General features: G+C 72.7%; 15 protein-coding genes. 4 read left to right on the plus strand and 11 right to left on the minus strand.

Going from position 1 to position 16,934, the window contains the following annotated elements; genetic code table 11:
- Window positions 1-196 precede the first annotated feature (196 nt).
- The 4 genes from OG344_RS28465 (at window position 197) to menC (ending at window position 4,029) form a co-directional block, all read left to right on the plus strand.
- On the plus strand, window positions 197-628 hold the full coding sequence (locus OG344_RS28465) for a hypothetical protein (RefSeq protein WP_405085721.1): 432 nt from the start codon (window positions 197-199) through the stop codon (window positions 626-628).
- Window positions 588-1,772, plus strand: a complete 1,185-nt coding sequence (locus OG344_RS28470) for an RNA-guided endonuclease InsQ/TnpB family protein (protein WP_405085722.1) — start codon at window positions 588-590, stop codon at window positions 1,770-1,772. Before OG344_RS28465 ends, OG344_RS28470 begins: the two co-directional genes overlap by 41 nt.
- A gap of 72 nt (window positions 1,773-1,844) precedes the next feature.
- Window positions 1,845-2,831 (plus strand): gluconate:H+ symporter, encoded by a 987-nt coding sequence (locus OG344_RS28475; protein ID WP_405089184.1) that lies wholly within the window; start codon window positions 1,845-1,847, stop codon window positions 2,829-2,831.
- Between the two features lie 97 nt (window positions 2,832-2,928).
- On the plus strand, window positions 2,929-4,029 hold the full coding sequence (gene menC, locus OG344_RS28480) for an o-succinylbenzoate synthase (RefSeq protein WP_405085723.1): 1,101 nt from the start codon (window positions 2,929-2,931) through the stop codon (window positions 4,027-4,029).
- Window positions 4,030-4,055: 26 nt separating this feature from the next.
- On the opposite strand, the gene OG344_RS28485 is transcribed toward menC, so the two are convergent.
- From OG344_RS28485 to OG344_RS28535, 11 genes are all read right to left on the minus strand, one after another.
- Window positions 4,056-4,352, minus strand: a complete 297-nt coding sequence (locus OG344_RS28485) for a hypothetical protein (RefSeq protein ID WP_150934603.1) — start codon at window positions 4,350-4,352, stop codon at window positions 4,056-4,058.
- 99 nt (window positions 4,353-4,451) lie between these two features.
- On the minus strand, window positions 4,452-5,303 hold the full coding sequence (pssA, locus tag OG344_RS28490) for a CDP-diacylglycerol--serine O-phosphatidyltransferase (protein ID WP_327046329.1): 852 nt from the start codon (window positions 5,301-5,303) through the stop codon (window positions 4,452-4,454).
- Window positions 5,290-5,964: a phosphatidylserine decarboxylase gene (locus OG344_RS28495; protein WP_405085724.1), complete on the minus strand. Its 675-nt coding sequence runs from the start codon at window positions 5,962-5,964 to the stop codon at window positions 5,290-5,292. The genes pssA and OG344_RS28495 overlap by 14 nt, the downstream gene beginning before the upstream one ends.
- A 125-nt stretch (window positions 5,965-6,089) precedes the next feature.
- Window positions 6,090-7,103, minus strand: coding sequence for a TerC/Alx family metal homeostasis membrane protein (locus tag OG344_RS28500; protein WP_405085725.1), 1,014 nt, complete (start codon window positions 7,101-7,103; stop codon window positions 6,090-6,092).
- A gap of 302 nt (window positions 7,104-7,405) precedes the next feature.
- Complete coding sequence (locus OG344_RS28505) at window positions 7,406-8,545, minus strand: glycosyltransferase family 4 protein (RefSeq protein ID WP_405085726.1); 1,140 nt, start codon at window positions 8,543-8,545, stop codon at window positions 7,406-7,408.
- Window positions 8,542-10,395, minus strand: a complete 1,854-nt coding sequence (gene murJ, locus OG344_RS28510) for a murein biosynthesis integral membrane protein MurJ (RefSeq protein WP_405085727.1) — start codon at window positions 10,393-10,395, stop codon at window positions 8,542-8,544. Before murJ ends, OG344_RS28505 begins: the two co-directional genes overlap by 4 nt.
- A complete protein-coding gene (locus OG344_RS28515; RefSeq protein ID WP_405085728.1) occupies window positions 10,328-11,356 on the minus strand; it encodes a hypothetical protein in 1,029 nt (342 codons plus the stop codon). The genes murJ and OG344_RS28515 overlap by 68 nt, the downstream gene beginning before the upstream one ends.
- 140 nt (window positions 11,357-11,496) lie before the next feature.
- Window positions 11,497-12,480, minus strand: coding sequence for a copper transporter (locus OG344_RS28520; RefSeq protein WP_405085729.1), 984 nt, complete (start codon window positions 12,478-12,480; stop codon window positions 11,497-11,499).
- The gene (steA, locus tag OG344_RS28525; RefSeq protein ID WP_327049621.1) at window positions 12,477-13,673 is read right to left on the minus strand and encodes a putative cytokinetic ring protein SteA; all 1,197 of its coding nucleotides are present in this window, start codon (window positions 13,671-13,673) and stop codon (window positions 12,477-12,479) included. The genes OG344_RS28520 and steA overlap by 4 nt, the downstream gene beginning before the upstream one ends.
- A 295-nt stretch (window positions 13,674-13,968) precedes the next feature.
- Window positions 13,969-15,756 carry a DNA repair protein RecN gene (gene recN / locus OG344_RS28530; protein ID WP_405085730.1) on the minus strand — a complete coding sequence of 596 codons (1,788 nt, stop codon included), beginning with the start codon at window positions 15,754-15,756 and terminating at the stop codon, window positions 13,969-13,971.
- A gap of 226 nt (window positions 15,757-15,982) precedes the next feature.
- Window positions 15,983-16,903: an NAD kinase gene (locus tag OG344_RS28535; protein WP_327049622.1), complete on the minus strand. Its 921-nt coding sequence runs from the start codon at window positions 16,901-16,903 to the stop codon at window positions 15,983-15,985.
- Window positions 16,904-16,934: the final 31 nt, after the last annotated feature.

The following is a 16,934-nucleotide window of genomic DNA, read 5'->3' on the forward strand; positions in this document are numbered from 1 at the left end:
TGGGCGGGCCGGGCTCGTGGCGGGACCCACCGGCGCGGGAGCCCGGGCGGCGAGGCCGTACCCCGCCTTTCCGGTGACGTGGTCGTGATGATTCGGGGGGCTCCTGCGGGGCAGCGGTGACCGCACGGACCGTCTGAGGAGCCCCCGATGACTTCCCCGGCAACCAGTCTCTCGACCACCCCTCTTGGGGGCGGGCATGGCGCCGCAGAAGCTGATCGACAGCTTCTCCGCGGGCCTCGGCTCCACGGTGGCCGGGGTCGGCGTGCTGATCGCGCTCGGCGCCATACTGGGCAAGCTGCTGGCCGACTCGGGCGGAGCCGACGAGATCGTCGACGGGATCCTCCGCCGCACCGGCGACCGCGCCCTGCCGTGGGCGATGACGCTGATCGCGGTGCTCATCGGGCTGCCCATCAGATTCTCCCGAGGGGACCGTCGCCTTGAGGCGACGGGGGAATCGGGAGCGGGCGGGCCGCCAGGGCCCGAGCGTGCCCTGACCTGCGTGGTCTGCGCATCACAGATTTCCTTCCGGGTTTCGTCGGTCCCAGGCGATACCGTGGTGTTCTCGTTCCCGACTGTGGGAGGTGGGCGTGCGCAGGTCGTTCAAGTTCCTGCTGCGCCCCACCCGTAAGCAGGCCGCCGCGCTCACGCAGTGCCTGCACGACCACCGGGAGCTTTACAACGCCGCCTTGGAGCACCGCCGTACGGCCTACCGCAGGGCCGGGGTGACGGTCCGGTACGGCGATCAGTCGGGCGAGTTGAAGCACATTCGCGCCGATGACCCCACCGGTCAGGGCCGGTGGTCGTTCTCCTCCCAGCAGGCCACCCTCCGCCGGTTGGACAAGGCGTTCGCCGCGTTCTTCAAGCGTGTCCGCGAGGGCGGAAGGCCGGGGTTCCCCCGGTTCAAGGGACGCGGCTGGTTTGACACGGTTGAGTGGCCGAAGGACGGCGATGGGTGCCGGTGGGACTCCCAGCCCGAACACCCCTCGGCGACGTTCGTCCGTCTTCAGGGCATCGGGCATGTCCGGGTCCACCGGCACCGCCCCGTAGGCGGCCGGGTGAAGACGATCAGCGTCAAGCGGGAGGGCACCCGCTGGTATGTGATCTTGTCGTGTGATGACGTGCCCGCCGGAACCCTTCCCGCGACCGGCGCGGCGGTCGGGCTGGACATGGGTGTGGCCTCGCTGGTCACAACCAGCGACGGGGAGCGTCTGGACAACCCGCGCCACCGTGCCGCGTCCGCCGGCCGTCTCGCGGCGGCACAGCGGGCGCTCGCCCGCACGAAGCGCGGGAGCAAGCGCCGCCGTGGGGCCGCCGCCAGGGTCGCCGCGCTGCACGCCAAGGTGCGGCGGCAGCGCTTGGACGGCGCGCACAAGGCCGCGCTCGCCGTGGTCGGTGATTACGACGTGATCGTGCATGAGGACCTGCGGATCGTGAACATGACCCGCTCGGCCTCCGGCACGATCGCCCAGCCCGGCCGGAACGTCGCCCAGAAGTCCGGCCTCAACAGGTCGATCCTGGACGCGGGTTGGGGGGTGTTCCTGACGGTCCTCGCACACAAGGCTGAAAGCGCCGGTCGAGAGCTGATCGCGGTGAACCCCGCCAACACCTCCCGCACATGCGCCCGCTGCGGGCACTGCGCGAAGGACAACCGCGTCACCCAGGCCGAGTTCCGATGCCAGGCGTGCGGCCACGAGGCGCACGCCGACGTGAACGCGGCCAAGAACATTCTCAGGGCAGGGCTTGCCCTTCGCGACGCTGCGGAAGCGGCTTAGCGAGAAGCCGCTCCCTTCAGGGAACGGAGGAGTCACGTTCTTCGAGATCGGGCTGGTCTGCTGGTCCTGCTGATCCCGGTGATCCTGCTGGTGGCCAGGCGAAGCTCGCGCCCGCTGCTGCTGATCGCGGTTCCCGCCCTGGCCGGGCTGTCCGTGCTGCACGGCCTGGTGCCCCCGCATCCCGGGCCGCTGGTCGCGATCGACACGCTCAAGGCCGACCTCGGGCTCGCGCTCGGGCTGGGGCTGCTGGTCGCGATCCCCACCGTGATCGTCGCCGGTCCGCTGTTCGCCCGGTTCGCCGCGCGATGGGTGGAGCCCGCGCCGCCCGAGCGCCTCGGACGGGAGCAGACTCCCGAGCCCGAAGACAGCCGGCCGGAGGACGGGGAGCGCCGGAGGCCGTCCTTCGGCGTGACGGTGGCCACCATTGTGCTGCCGGTCGTGCTGATGCTCGGCCGGGCCGTCGCGGAGATCGTCCTGCCGGAGGGCGGCGCCGTACGCGCCGCGCTGGAGGTCCTCGGCACCCCTCTGATCGCGCTGCTGATCGCGGTGATCGTCGCGATGTTCACGCTCGGCCGCCCGGCCGGCCTCGGCCGCGGCGGCGTCTCCTCGACGATCGCCGACTCGCTCCCGCCGATCGCCGGGATCCTGCTCATCGTCGGCGCCGGCGGCGGGTTCAAGCAGACCCTGGTCGACTCCGGGGTGGGCAAGGTCATCGGCGAGGCCGCGCAGGGCGCGAACGTGCCCGTGCTGGTGCTCGGCTGGCTGATCGCCGTCGGCATCCGGCTGGCCACCGGATCGGCCACGGTCGCGACCATATCCGCGGCCGGGATCGCCGCCCCGCTGACCGCCGGGCTCTCCCCCGCCCACGTCGCACTGCTCGTGCTCGCCATCGGCGCGGGGTCGCTGTTCTTCTCCCACGTCAACGACGCCGGGTTCTGGCTGGTCAAGGAGTATCTGGACATGTCGGTCGGCCAGACGATACGCACCTGGTCGATCATGGAGACGATCGTCTCCGTGGTGGCGTTCTGCTGCGTGCTCCTGCTCGGCCTGGTGGTCTGAAGCCCGTCACCCTCCCCGCCTCCGTCACCGTCATCGTTTCCGTCGCGTCCGTATAGTGGTCGGCGCACATCGTCCATCCCCTGGAGCCGGGCACCACATGGAGATCACCGGAATCGAGCTGCGCCGGATCGCGATGCCGCTCGTCGCGCCGTTCCGCACGTCGTTCGGCACCGAGACCACCCGCGACGTCCTGCTGGTGCGGGTCGTGACCCCGGAGGCCGAGGGCTGGGGCGAGTGCGTGGCGATGTCCGAGCCGCTGTACTCCTCCGAGTACGCGGACGGCGCGGCCGACGTGATGCGGCGCTTCCTCATCCCGGCGCTGCCCCGCACGGCGGACCCGCAGGCCGTGGGCCCGGCCCTCGCGCCGTTCCGGGGGCACCGCATGGCCAAGGCGGCGCTGGAGGCGGCCGTGCTCGACGCCGCGCTGCGGCTCACCGGCGAGTCCTTCGGCCGGTTCCTCGGCGCCACCCGCGACCGGGTCCCGTGCGGAGTCTCGGTCGGGATCACCGGGTCGGTGGCCGAACTGCTCGACACCGTCGCGGCGTACGTCGAGGAGGGGTACGTACGGGTCAAGCTGAAGATCGGGCCGGGCTGGGACGTCGCACCGGTCCGCGCGGTCAGGGAGCGTTTCGGGGAGGACCTGCTGCTCCAGGTCGACGCCAACGCGGCCTACACGCTGGCCGACGCCCGCCACCTCGCCCGGCTGGACGCCTTCGACCTGCTGCTGATCGAGCAGCCGCTCGCCGACGACGACCTCGTGCAGCACGCCCGGCTCGCCCGCACCCTCCGTACGCCGATCTGCCTGGACGAGTCCATCGAGTCGGCGGCCCACGCGGCGGCGGCGATCACCCTCGGCGCGTGCTCGGTGGTCAACATCAAGCCGGGCCGGGTGGGCGGCTACCTGGAGGCGCGGCGCATCCACGACCTGTGCCGCGCCCACGGCGTCGCGGTCTGGTGCGGGGGGATGCTGGAGACCGGGATCGGCCGGGCGGCCAACGTGGCGCTGGCCGCGCTGCCGGGGTTCACCCTGCCCGGGGACACCTCCGCGTCCCGCCGCTACTTCGGCACCGACGTCACCCCGCCGTTCGAACTGAGCGGCGGGCACCTCGACGTGCCGGCGGGCCCGGGCCTCGGCGTGGCGCCCATCCCGGACGTCCTCAACGAGGTCACCACCGCGACGGAGTGGATTCCGTTCTGAGTGGATTCCGTTCCGGACAGCTGCTCTCAGGCGTCGCCCAGCGCCGGGTGCGGCCTCGGCTCGCCGGTGGTGAACACCTTCACGATGCGGTCGGCCGCGAGGGCGGGCTCCTCCGCGCTCTCCACCACATCGCCCCACGACCAGCGGTAGAACCAGCCGTCCGGCATCGCGACGCAGTCCACGGTCTCGGAGAACAGCGCCGCGTCGGGGTCCCGGACCTTCAACGACGGCGGATCCGGGCGCAGGGACGCCTCCAGCCCGCGCAGCTCCAGCTCCCTGGCCAGTTTGCCGAGGAAGTACGTGCGGGTGTGCTCACGAGGCATGGCGACCGGGCTCCAATGGAATAGGCGGTGTTTCCATGTGATTGGCCGGACCCGGACGAAGGGCCCCAGCCGACCGGGGCCCCTGTTCGTGCGACGACGTCAGCCCGCGTTCTCCGAGCGTCGTTCCCTGCGCCGCTGCTGTTTGAACATGAGGACGCGAAGCGGGATGGCGGACACGATCGCGATCTGCATGGTCGCGCCGACCCTGATGAGCTGGTCGCCTCCGGCGATCTGGGCGGCCCAGATCATCAGGCAGGCCACGTTGATCAGCATCCAGCCCAGCACGACGGCGGCCAGGTTGCCCTTCGGCTTGGGATACTCGATGCGGCTGACCATGAGCCAGGCCACCGCCATGATGCCCGCGATCGTGAGGTAGTTGGGCGGGAAGAGCAGCACGATCGACACCACGGTCATGGCGCCCATCGGGATGGGCAGGCCCATGAAGTCGCCGCTCTTGGTCTTCACGCAGGCGAAGCGGGCCAGCCGTACGACGCCGGCGAGCAGGACCGACCCGGCCGCGACCAGCACCAGCCACAGCGGGAGCTTCTCGGAGAAACCGGCCCAGATCATCACCATGAAGGCGGGCGCGAAGCCGAAGCTGATCACGTCGGCGAGGTTGTCCAGCTCGGCGCCCATCGCGGACGCGCGGAACTTCCTGGCCACCAGGCCGTCGAACAGGTCGCAGGTCGCGCCGACGAGCAGCAGCACGACGGCGGTGCCGAAGAAGCGGGGGTCGGGGGCGAACTTCACGTTCGCCTGGAGGCTGCTGATCGCCGACCAGGCCAGCACGCAGACGGCCAGGAAGCCGCTGAGCGCGTTGCCCAGCGACAGGGAGTCGGCGGCGGACAGGCGGAAGGCCTTGCCGACGGGCCCGCGCGGCTCGTCGTCCGCCTCCTCCACCTGCCAGGCGGCTCCGGTGCCGAATCCGGAGCCGAGATCAGACGTGGTCAAGGCGAGTCACCCCCGCGATGGTCCTGGTGCCGACGGTGACCGCCGGCGCGATGCCCTCGGGCAGGTAGAGGTCCACCCGGGAGCCGAAGCGGATCAGCCCCACCCGCTCGCCCTGGACGACCTTCGCGCCCGCGAACAGGTACGGCACGATGCGGCGGGCGACGGCGCCGGCGATCTGCACCATCTCGATGTCGCCCAGAGCGGTCTCGAAGTGCCAGACGACGCGCTCGTTCTTGTCGCTGTCCTTGTTGAACGCGGGGACGAACCCACCGGGCACGTGCTCGACCGAGGTGATCGTGCCGTCCGCGGGCGCCCGGTTGACGTGGACGTTCAGCGGGCTCATGAAGATCGCGACCCGGGTACGGCCGTCCGGCCATGGATCGATGCTCTGCACGACGCCGTCGGCGGGCGAGATGAGCCGGCCCTCGCCGGGCGCGCGCTCGGGGTCGCGGAAGAACCACAACATCCCGCCGGTGAGCGCGGCGAGCGGCGCCGCCGCCAGCGCCCAGCGGGGCGACCTGCGGGTGAGAACGGCGGTGACGGCCGCCGCCACGGCGGTCGGAGCCAGCCACGGGGACACCCCGCGGGCGAGCCGGACCCGGCCGCGGGGACTGTCCGCGGGCCTGGATTCAGGGCCGCGGGGCAACGATTCGTTGGACACAGGTGACCTTTGTACTCTTCCAGGCGACTATGAACCGGTGTGCGAGCTAACGATCGATATTACCGATCCGGCAGTCAATATGCGGCACAACGAGAACAAGCAAACAGGGTTATGTACCCGTTTCGCTAGCCCTGGGGGGCCTCCGCCTGGGAGGCCTCCGCCGGGGAGCCGGTCGCCGGAGTAACCGCTTTCCCATCGCGACGGGTCTTGACCAGACTGGCCAGCGTGGTCACGGCCATCGTCACGCAGATGACCGCCAGAGACACCCAGATGGGGATCTGCGGAGCCCAGGAGACCTCGTTCTCACGAAGCGCTTCAAGAATCAGCTTAACCCCGATGAAACCGAGGATGAACGCCAAACCATAGCTGATGTAGACCAGCCGCCGGAGCAGCCCGCCGAGCAGGAAGTAGAGCTGACGCAGTCCCATCAGGGCGAACGCGTTCGCGGAGAAGACGATGAAGGCCGCCTTCGTCAGACCGAAGATCGCCGGAATCGAGTCGAGAGCGAACAACAGGTCCGTGGTGCCGATGGCGATCATCACGATCAGCATGGGCGTCACCATGCGCCTGCCGTCCACCCGTACGGTCACCCGGGAGCCGACGTAGTCGGAGGTCGTGGGGAACACCCGGCGCGCCCAGCGCAGGAGGATGTTCTCGTTGAACTCGTCGTCGTCCTTGTTGTGGTCCCTGAGCAGTGTGTACGCGGTGTAGATGAGGAAGGCCCCGAACGCGTAGAGCAGCCAGCCGAACCGGAGCAGGGCGACGGAGCCGACGGCGATGAAGATCCCGCGCATCACGAGCGCGAGGACGATGCCGACCAGCAGCACCTTGTGCTGGTAGATGCGGGGCACCCCGAACCGGGTCATGATGACGTAGAAGATGAACAGGTTGTCCACGCTGAGGCTGTATTCCGTCAGGTAGCCCGCGAAGAACTCACCTCCGGTGCCGGCCCCGGCCCACACCGTCAGCCCGATGCCGAACAGCACCGCGAGACACACGTAGAAGCCGACCCAGATGCCGGCCTGGCGCATGGAGAACTCGCGCGGTTCACCACGGTCGACGATCCACAGGTCGACGGCGACCACGACGAGCAGACCCACGATGACCAGGGCCCACAACCACCAAGGGGCATGTACCACTTCAACCTCCGGCACGCGCGCTGAACACACTGCCGGAGGTCTCTCCCGCCCGCACGCGCTCAGCGGACCGACGGCCCCGGGTGCTTACACCGTGATGACGGAACCGCCGCGAAGGGATACTCCCCCCCAACCGGTCCAGTATATGAATGAGGCTTGGCCCCGCCTAATCCTCGCCCCCCTCGCCATGATCGGCCGGGAGACGCTGTCCTCACGTTCGCGCCAGTCTCCCCTGACCCGCCGGTGGGGCAGGTCTCACCCTGACGCCACCCTGGAAAGACCCGCAGGGGGCCGACAGGGGGCCGCTACTCCGACGGCGGCAGCCCGTAGGCCATGAGGACCGACCGGAGCGCCGCGTCCTCGTCGGGCAGTTCCCGTCCCCGCCGTACGGCCGCTTCCGCCAGGCGGGCGGCCAGCGCGGGATCGCCGAGCAGGCGGCCGATCTCCCGGCTCAGCGCGCCCGCGTCCTGCGGGGGCACCAGGAGAGCGGCGTCGCCCACCATCGCCGGCACCCCGCCCACGCGGGTGGCGATGACGGGCCGTCCCGCCCGCAGCGCCTCCTGCACGCTGAGCGGCTGCCCCTCCCACCGGCTGGGCACGATCACCCCCGTCGCGACCTGGAGCAGGTCGGCCGTCTCGGCCCAGCCGTACAGGACGACGGGCAGTTCCTCGGCGTCCACCCGGGCCTGGAGTTCCTCGCGCAGCGGCCCGTCGCCCGCGACGACGAAGACCGGGTCGCCCTTGTACGGCCCGGCCGCCGCGTCGAGCAGCGTCTCCAGGCCCTTCTGCTGGGCCAGCCGGGCGACGGTGAGCAGGATCGGCCGAAGCGCCGGATCAGCCCCGTCAGGAGGGCCGGCCGGGCCCGGCCCGGCGGTGGCCGGCAGGCGGGCGGCGATCTCGGCCCGCACCTCCCCCGGAGCGCGGGCGGGCTCGGCGAGCGGCGGCGCGGGCACCACCGCCGGGTCCACCCGCCCGGCTCCCACGGCCCGCATGCGCTCGCCGATGTCGGGTGACACCACCAGGACGCGGTGGGCCCGGCGGGCGACGATCCGTTCGAGGGCCCGGTACACCCCTCCGATCGCGCCACCCGCCGTGACGGCGTTGTGCAGGGTGACCACCAGCCGGGGCCATCCCCGCGAGCCGGTCAGGGCGAGCGCGGCCAGCGCGCCGGCCCGCAGGCCGTGGGCGTGCACGACGTCCGCACCGCGCGTCAGCGCCCGCAGGCGGACGATGGTCCGCAGATCACGGGCGGGGTGCGGCCGGTCGGAGATCCGGACCTCGGCGAAGTCGGCCCCGGTCCCGGTGAAGCCGAACGCCTTCTCGGTGCCGAGCGGCCCCGCCACCAGCACCCGGTGGCCCCGGACGACGAGGCCCCCGGCGAGCATCCGGACGTGCCGGGCCACACCGCCGGCGCTCGATCCCAGCACGAGAACGATGCGGCTCACGTCGTCTCCTCCCGCTGATGAGCGTCCCGGTGAGCGTCCGGGTGAGCGTCCGGGTGAGCGTCTGGACGAAGCCCCCGGTGAACGTCCCGGTGAGGGCCGGGGCGAGGATCTCTCCCGCGCCGGCGCACCACCGACAGGGCGGCGGTCACGTCGGCGCGGTCCACGAGGGCGGCGACGGCGACCCCCGCGGCCACGGCCGCGAGGCCCGCCGGGACGGCCGTCAGCAGGCCGCCCCACGGCCCGCCGTCGCCCAGTGGCAGCCGGGCGGCCGCCGCACCGGCGAGGAAGCCCGCGCCCCCGCCCAGCAGGGCGGCGAGACCGGCCCGGGCGACGCCGCGTACGGCCTCCGGGCCGCGGGCCCGCACGACCGAGACGAGCAGCAGCGCGGCGCCCACCGTGATGCCCGCCGCCTGGCCGAGCGCCAGCGCGCCCAGGCCCCAGTCACGCGGGAGCGCGAAGACCAGCGCCACCTGGGCCACGGCCACGAGCAGCCATCCGGCGACCGTCCCCCCGGCGGCCGCCCTGCCCTGCCCGGTGGCGTACAGGACCCTGCTGAGATGGGCCGTCAGCCCGTATCCGATCAGGCCGGGCGCGAACAGCGCGATGCTCCGGGCGAACTCGGCCGCGCCGACGGTGGCGTCGGCCCGGGCGAGGAACACGCGCGCGACCGGCTCGGCGACCGCGGCGAGCGCACCCGCCGCCAGCCCGCAGACCAGCACGACCGCCCGGGTCGTACGCGCGGACAGCGCCGCGAAGCCCGCCCGCTCGCCGGCGCCGTGGGCACGGGCGGCGAGCACGGGGAACGCGCTGGTCGCGATGGGCACCGCGAGCACGGCGTACGGCACCTGGTAGACGGCCCACGCGTAGTTGTAGGCGGGCAGCGCGCCCCCGCCGATCCGGTTGGCCAGCGGGATCACGACCAGCGCGGCGATCTGCTGGGCGACCAGCGCGCTCAGCCCGGCGAGGGCCAGCCGCCGCACCTGCGCGGCGACGCCCTCCGGAAAACGGAGGGTCGGCCGCCACCGCAGGCCGAGCCGCCAGGCCGGCCACACCACGGTGACGACGAGAGCGAGCACGCCGAGCGTCGTGCCCGCCGACAGCGCGATCTCGGCCGGCCTGGGCACGGTGGCGGGCTCCCGGTGGCCGCCGCTGAGCGGGCCGAAGGCCAGGTAGGCGATGACGACCACCAGGCTCGACACCAGAGGCGCGAGCGCCGGGCCCGAGAATCGGCGATGCGCCTGCAACACTCCGTACAGGACGACGGCCATGCCGTACAGCGGGATCTGCGGGGCGAAGACGACGAGCATGCGCGCGGCGACGGCGGCGACCTGGCCGGCGTCGCACCCGTCGACCTGGGCGAGCAGCCGCGCCACCGGCCCGGCGACCAGCGCCGTCAGCGCGCCCAGGGGCACGAGCAGCACCAGCACCCAGGACATCAGCGCCGAGGCGATCCGCCCGGTCTCGTCCCGGGCCCGGTCCCCGGCCGTTCCGGCCGCCGCTCCGGCGAGGACGGGCACCACCATGCCCGCGAGCGCGCCGCCCACGACGACCTCGAAAATGATGTTGGGCACGTTGTTGGCCGTGTAGTACGCGCTGGCCAGGCAGTTCGTGCCGACCGTGCGCGCGAACACCAGCTGCTTGGCGAAGCCCGTCACCCGGGCCAGGATCGTGATGACCCCGATGAGGACCGCGGCCCCCGCGATCCCCGCTCCGAGCCGTCTGCTCACGGCCCGGTCGCCGTACGTCGCGCCGGGCGGCCCGGCCGGTGGGTGGAGCTCCAGGTCACCCGAGCGGCCTCGGCGTGCCGGGAGCGGGCCGCGGAGCAGGCTGCGGAGCGAGCTGTGGAGCACGGCGGCCGAGCATGTCCAGGCGGTTCAGCACCGGGTTGCCCGCGATGACCTTGGTGAAGCTGATCTTCTCGGACGCGGCGGTGAGCCCGGCGACGGCGGCGAGGGCGGCCAGGCGCGCGGGCCGGTTCAGCCGGGCCGTGGCGGCGAGCCCGAGCAGCGCGCCGAGCGCGTTCGCCCCGGCGTCGCCGAGCATCGCCCGCTCGCCCAGGTCCTCCGGCAGCAGCGCCACCGCCGCGCCGAGCGGCACCGCGGTCAGCGCGGCGGCCTGCCGGGATCGCGGGCCGTACGGCGCGGCGACCGAGGCGGCCAGCAGCGGGACCCCGGCGAGCAGGCCCACCTTGATGGCGCGGCCGGGCCGCAGGTCGAACAGGTTCGCCAGGTTGGCGCTGCCCGCGATCAGCGCGCCGTCGACGAGCGTGTCGGCGGACCAGCCCAGCGCGCCGCGCGTGGAGCGGGCCGGGACGCCCGCCCGGGCCGGACCGGCGACCCCGCCCGGACCGCCCGCGCGGGACGGGGCGAGCGCCGCCGCGGCCAGGCCGGTGACGCCGATCCCGAGGATCTTCACGGCGCCGCTGGTCACCTCGCCCCGCGCGAGAGCGGTCAGGTGCCCCTTGAAGCCCTTGGACGAGCTCGTGCCGAACAGGTCGTCGTAGGCGCCGAGCACGCCGCTGCCCGCCCCGGCGAGCACCGCCGCCGCGCGGGCCCGTACGGAGAGGCCGGGGGCGAGAGCGGCCGCGGCGACGGCGCCGGCCGCGAACGCCGGGCCCTCCAGCAGCGTGACCGGCTCGCCCCGGTGGTTGACCCGCGTCCAGTACTCGTCGGCGGTCTTCTCGTCGCCGACTGGCGGCCTGCGCCGGAAGGCGGCGAAGGCCGCACGGGCCGCGACGGCGCCGAGCACCGCACCGAGGGCGGCGCCCGCCGCCGCGGCGGCGCGGGTGCCGGCCTGGGGACGTATGGCCACGGCTGTTCCCCTTCTCTGCGTACTGGCTCGTGCTTTTCGTGCTGTTCCGTGCGTGGGTCGAGCCGACCGGTGCCGGCCCGCTCGGGCTTCCGGTGCCGTTCCTCGCCCGCCCGGCGTGCGGACGGCGCGCGAGCGGCGGCTCAGCCCCGGCTGCCCGCCGGGGTGGGGGTCGGGCTCGGGCTGTGCGGCGCCACCGAGGGCTCGAACGCCGTGGCCCCGCTGCCGATGCCGTACGCGCCCGAGCGGCCGGCCAGTTGCTCCCGCAGAGCGTAGACCACCACGACCCGGCCCGCGGCGAAATCGAGAGTGTCGACGGTCGAGACGGCCGAGGCCACCCCTCCCGTGTCGTGCAGGGCCTCGATGACCCCGCCCGTGCCGGAGGCGTTGGCGGTGCCCGCGAGGACGGTGCCGAGAGCGCCGCTGTCGAGACCGGCGGCGACCGAGACGACGGCGTTCGTCTCCCGTTCGGCGTCCTCCCCGTCGTACGGCTGGGCCGGCGCGAGCACGATGGCCATCGTCGCCCGCTCCTCGGGCTTGCCGCTCAGGGTCAGGAAGTCGCCCGACTGGAACGCCTCCAGGACTCCGGCTGCCGCCACATTGGGCCGGCCCGCCTGCCCGCGGTCGTTGGTCACGACCGCGCTCGCGAGCATCGCGGCGGCCTTGTCGTACGGCGAGGCGCCGTCGGGGAACGCCGTGCCGGGCGGGGCGAGGGTGGTCGCCAGCCCGTCGACGAGACTCGCCTGGCCGGCCTCGACGAACTTCTCGGTGAGGCTGATCCTGCCGCTGTAGACGCCGCCCGCGCTGGTCACGAGCTTCTCGACCGCGTCGCGCATCGCGGCGGGCGCGCCCGGCGCCTCGACGAGCAGGACGTGCTCCCCCACGAGCTGGCCGCGTACGAGGTCGGCCAGGTGCGCGGTGATCAGCGAGTCGGAGCCCTCCTCGCGGGTCTGCAGCTGCGAGATCTGGGCCAGGTTGCTCTCGTTGGCCTTCCGCAGGGACGCGGTCATCTCCTCGGCCGACTTGAAGAACATGGGCTCCAGCACGGTGCTGCCCAGCACGATGCCGACCGTGAGCGCGAGGAAGATCGCCACGATGGAGACGAGGTGATAACGGAAATCGATCACGAGAAGAGTCCGACCAACCAGAAGACGAAGCCGTTCCAGGCCACGCGCAGGCCGTTCAGCCACACCTGGCCGATCGGCGAAACCGAGATCACCACACCAATCGTGACCAGGGTGGTGGCGACGAGCAGTAACAGGGAGGGGGTGGAGATGCGGCTGCGGTAGAGCCGGCTCACGCCCTTGGCGTCCACGAGCTTGCTGCCCACGCGCAGCCGGGTGAGGAAGGTGCTCGCCGCGCCCGACCTGCCCTTGTCGAGGAACTCGTCCAGCGTCCAGTGCGTGCCGACCGCGACGATCAGCGTCGCGCCCTTGTCGTCGGCCAGGAGCATCGCGATGTCCTCGCTGGTCCCGGTCGCGGGGAACACGACCGCCTCCTGGCCCAGCCGGTGCACCCGCTCCAGCCCCGGCGCCCGGCCGTCCCGGTAGGCGTGGACGACCAGCTCGGCGCCGCAGCGCAGCGCCTTCTCGGAGACCGAGTCGAAGTCGCCGACGATGATGTCGGGGACGTAGCCCGCCTCCAGCAGGGCGTCCGCGCCGCCGTCCACCCCGATGAGCACGGGACGGTACTCGCGGATGTAAGGCCGGAGCGTCGCGATGTCCTCCTTGTAGTGGTAACCGCGGACCACGATGAGCGCGTGGCGGTTCTCCAGGGAGATGCGGATGTCCGGCACGCCGACGCCGTCGATGAGCAGGTCGCGCTCACGCCGGACGTACTCCATCGTGTTCGCGGCGAACGCCTCGATCTGGACGGCGAGGCCCGCCCGGGCCTCGATCATCGCCGCCTCGACGCTCTCGGCGGTCTGCGTCTCCCCCTTGCCGACCAGTTCGTCGCCGAGATAGATCATGCCGTCGTGGACGCGGATCACGTCGCCGTCCGCGATCCGCTCGAAGAGCTCCGGCGACGCGTTGTCGATCAACGCGACGCCCGCGTCGATCAGGATCTGCGGCCCGAGGTTGGGGTAGCGACCGCTGATACTGGCGGCCGCGTTCACCACGGCGGCCACGCCGCACGCGACAAGAGCCTCCCCGCTGACCCGGTCGATGTCGACGTGATCGATAATCGCGATTTCACCGGGCTTGAGGCGCTTGGTCAGCCTCTTCGTCCGTCTGTCGATTCTCGCCACTGCCGACACCCCGGGAAGGCCCTCGACCTTCCTGCGGCGGAGGCCCGGAACGTTCAAGCTCGGGACCTTCATCATGACCATCCTGCCAGAGGCGGAGACCGCCACGCTTCCACACCCCAAGGCTCGTCTGAATTGTCACCGCAAGTCAGGGATGTTGCCGAGGCGCGGGACCGGGGGCGTCCTGGTCCGCGCACCTGTCTCGTGACGACGTCCGTCCCCCGTTCCTCCGCCCCCACGTGCCCCGGGGCTTGACTGCTTCCCGGCGCGCACTGATCCAAACGCCACCCCCGGCGCGCTCCGCAGAGTGTACGGGAATGGCCAGGTCAGCGCGTACGGGATGCCAGGTCAGCGCGTACGGGATGCCAGGTCAGCCGGTGCCGGCCCGCCGGCCGGAACCCCGGGCCGCCTTCGACGCCCCCTTCTCCCGGGCGCCCTTCTCCCGGGCGCCCTTGTCCGCGGCGGCGATGGACAGCAGCTCCGCCGCGTGCGCCCGCCCGAGCTCGGAGTCCTCCAGGCCGGCGAGCATCCGCGACAGCTCCCGCTCGCGCCCCTCCCGGTCGAGCGCCACCACGCCGCTGCGGACCACCCGGCCGTCGCTCGCCTTCTCGACCACGAGGTGCTGGTCGGCGAACGCCGCGACCTGCGGGAGATGGGTGACCACGATCACCTGGGCGGTCCGCGCCAGCGTGGCCAGCCGCCGGCCGATCTCCACGGCCGCCTTGCCGCCCACGCCCGCGTCGACCTCGTCGAAGACGAACGTCGGGACGGGGTCGGCCCCGGCGAACACCACCTCGATCGCCAGCATCACCCGGCTCAGCTCGCCGCCCGAGGCCCCCTTGGTCAGCGGCAGCGGCGGCGCGCCGGGGTGGGAGGCCAGGCGGAGCTCGACCTCGTCGACGCCGTGTGGCCCGAACTCGCCGGCGGCCGTGATGGCGACGCTCACCCGCGCGTGCGGCATGGCGAGAGCCGTGAGCTCGGTGGTGACCGCCTCGCCGAAACGCTCGGCCGCGGCGGTCCGGATGGCGGTCAGCTCCCCGGCCAGCTCTTCGAGCCGCCCGCCGAGCTCACCGTGCTCCCGGGTCAGCTCCTCGATGCGGTCGTCGTCGCCGTCGAGCTCCGTCAGCCTCTCGGCGGCCCGCTGCGCCCAGGCGAGCACGGCGGAGACGTCCTCGCCGTACTTGCGCATGAGGCCGTTCAGGGCCGCCCTGCGCTCCTGCACCGCGGCGAGCCGCGCCGGGTCGGCCTCAACCGACTCGGCGTACGCCGCCAGCTCGGTCGCCACGTCGGAGACCAGATAACCGGCCTCGGCCAGCCGTTCGGCGAGCCCGGCGAGCGCGGGGTCGTAGTCGCGCACGGACTCCACGGCCGTCTTCGCGTGGCCGAGCAGCGACACGGCGTCCTGCACGTCCTGCGCGGTCGTCATGGGGTCGCCGAGCAGCGCCGCGTGGGCGGTCGTGGCGGCGGTGCGCAGCGCGTCGGCGTGGGAGAGCCGCTCGGCCTCCTCCTTGAGCTCGGCGTCCTCCCCCTGCCTCGGCTCGGCCTTCTCGATCTCCCTCAGGCCGAACCGCAGCACGTCGGCCTCCTGCGCCCGCTCCCTGGCCTTCGCGGTCAGCTCGCGGAGCAGGTCGCCCACCTGCTTGTGCCGCTTGTACGCCTGCTCGTAGGCACGCAGCGGCTTGACCAGCTCGTCTCCGGCGTAGCGGTCGAGCGCCGCGCGCTGCCTGCCGGGTTGCAGCAGGCGCTGCTGGTCCATCTGCCCGTGCACGGCCACGAGGTCGTCGGCGATGAAGGTCAGGGTCCCGACCGGTACGGTGCGGCCGCCGAGCCAGGCGCGGGAGCGGCCCTCTGCGGAGACCGACCGGGAGATGATGAGCTGCCCGTCCTCGACCTCGCCGCCGACGTCGGCGACCTGCTGGGCCACCCGCCCCTCGGCCTCGATCACGAGGGTGCCCTCGATGAGCGCCTTGTCGGCGCCCGGGCGCACCCTCGCGGGGTCTGCCCGCCCCCCGAACAGCAGGCCGAGGCCGGTCACGACCATCGTCTTGCCCGCACCTGTCTCACCCGTGACGACGGTGAATCCGGGTGACAGCTCCAGAACGGCCTCGTCGATCACGCCGAGCCCCTGGATGCGGACCTCCTCGACCCGTGGCCGCACTGGTCCCTCCCGTTATGCCGACCGAACCCGCCAGAGATCCTACGCGTAACTCGTCAAGATTTTCGAGGACGGCGGGTCGGGATCGCGATCCGAACGAAGATCTGTGGACAAGGAATCGCTGGTCAACGGCCAAATCACCATCAACCGCCACGACTCCGTCACTGATCTGGGGTCAGCCGGTTCAGGGTCAGCCGGCCCAGGGTCAGCCGGGGTCGCCGGCCCGGGGTCAGCCGGAGCGCACCCGGCCACGCCAGCCCTGAACGGGCAGGTCGAACTTCGCGACCAGGCGGTCGGTGAAGGGCGCGCCGGTGGTCTCCACACCGAGGAGCCGGGCGAGCCGTACGGGCACCTCCCCCTTGCGGACCTCCACCCTGGCGCCCGGCGGCACGTCGAAGCGGCGGCGGCCGTCGCACCACAGCACCCCGGCGCTGGTGTCGGGCAGGATCTCCACCGCGAGCGTGGATCTCGGCGACACCACCATCGGCCGGGCGAACAGCGCGTGGGCGCTGTTGGGCACCAGCAGCAGCGCCTCGACCTCGGGCCAGACGACCGGGCCGCCCGCCGAGAACGCGTACGCCGTCGAGCCCGTCGGCGTCGCGCAGATGACGCCGTCGCAGCCCCACCGGGACAGCGGCCGGCCGTCGATCTCCGCGACGACCTCCAGCATGCGGTCCTTCTTCTCCACCGACGCCTCGTTGAGCGCCCAGGTCCGCGCGAGCACCGAGCCGTTCAGCCGCACGACGACCTCGATCGTCATGCGCTCCTCGACCTCGTAGCTCCCCTCGGCCACCCGGTCCACCACGGACGCGAGGTCCTCCATCTCGGCCTCCGCGAGGAAGCCCACATGGCCGAGGTTCACCCCCAGCAGCGGCACCCCCGCCGGACGGGCCAGTTCCGCGGCCCGCAGCAGCGTGCCGTCACCGCCCAGGACGATGATCAGCTCGGCCTCCTGCGACGCGGCCCCGTTCTCGGGGACCACCTCGGCCAGTGCGCACCCGAGCTCCTCGGCCTCGTCGTCCAGCACCCGGACGTTGACGCCCGCCGCGATCAGCCGTTCCATGACCAACTGGGCGCTGCGCACCGCCGCCTCCCGGCCCGTGTGCGCCGTGACCAGGACGGTCCTCTTGGCGTCCGCCCGGTCGTCCACCACGCCTCCCGTACCGCCTGTGCCGCTCACC

It is taken from the genome of Microbispora sp. NBC_01389 (genome assembly GCF_045040095.1).
In the GTDB taxonomy this organism is placed as follows: domain Bacteria; phylum Actinomycetota; class Actinomycetes; order Streptosporangiales; family Streptosporangiaceae; genus Microbispora.

Bases quoted from the DNA above. Each gene is read 5' to 3' on its own strand.
- menC (WP_405085723.1), top strand. From the start codon at position 2,929: ATGGAGATCACCGGAATCGAGCTGCGCCGGATCGCGATGCCGCTCGTC.
- steA (WP_327049621.1), bottom strand. From the start codon at position 13,673: ATGAAGGTCCCGAGCTTGAACGTTCCGGGCCTCCGCCGCAGGAAGGTC.
- OG344_RS28465 (WP_405085721.1), top strand. From the start codon at position 197: ATGGCGCCGCAGAAGCTGATCGACAGCTTCTCCGCGGGCCTCGGCTCC.
- OG344_RS28485 (WP_150934603.1), bottom strand. From the start codon at position 4,352: ATGCCTCGTGAGCACACCCGCACGTACTTCCTCGGCAAACTGGCCAGG.